Source organism: Pseudomonas agronomica (assembly GCF_025917275.1).
Taxonomy (GTDB): Bacteria; Pseudomonadota; Gammaproteobacteria; order Pseudomonadales; family Pseudomonadaceae; genus Aquipseudomonas; species Aquipseudomonas agronomica.
In genome coordinates, this window is the sequence record NZ_JAOSHO010001006.1 from 1 (window position 1) to 564 (window position 564).

1 protein-coding gene is annotated in these 564 nt (G+C 60.5%); it reads left to right on the forward strand.

Annotation, left to right across the window (positions count from 1 at the left end):
- Positions 1 to 132 precede the first annotated feature (132 nt).
- Positions 133 to 513 (forward strand): aspartate 1-decarboxylase, encoded by a 381-nt coding sequence (gene panD / locus OC610_RS28620; protein ID WP_003228271.1) that lies wholly within the window; start codon positions 133 to 135, stop codon positions 511 to 513.
- Positions 514 to 564 lie beyond the last annotated feature (51 nt).

The window sequence follows — 564 nt, forward strand, 5'->3', positions numbered from 1 at the left end:
TCGCGAGCAGGCTCGCTCCCACAGGGGTGATGTGGTGTTTAGAGACTGCATTTGCACATCCCTCCCGTATTGCCGCCCCTGAAGCCTTCGGGCAAACTGCCCGCCGTTCGGACCCGACCAGAGGAAACACCCATGCACGCCATCATGCTCAAGGCCAAGCTGCACCGCGCCGAAGTCACTCACGCCGTGCTCGATTACGAAGGCTCCTGCGCCATTGATGGAGAGTGGCTGGACCTGTCGGGTATCCGTGAGTACGAACAGATCCAGATCTATAACGTCGACAATGGCGAGCGCTTCACCACCTACGCCATCCGTGGCGAGGAAGGTTCGCGAATGATCTCGGTGAACGGCGCTGCAGCACACAAGGCCAAGGTCGGCGACCGCGTGATCATTTGCGCCTATGCCCACTACAGCGAGGCCGAGCTGCTCAACTTCAAGCCGCGCATGCTCTACATGGCGCCGGGCAACGAACTGAGCCACACCAGCAACGCCATTCCGGTCCAGGTCGCCTGATTCAATTCACCTGTTTCACCTCCCCCAGTGGGAGCGAGCCTGCTCGCGAAA

What these genes read in the sequence shown, in the direction of transcription:
- panD (WP_003228271.1), top strand. Translation starts at nt 133, where the DNA reads ATGCACGCCATCATGCTCAAGGCCAAGCTGCACCGCGCCGAAGTCACT.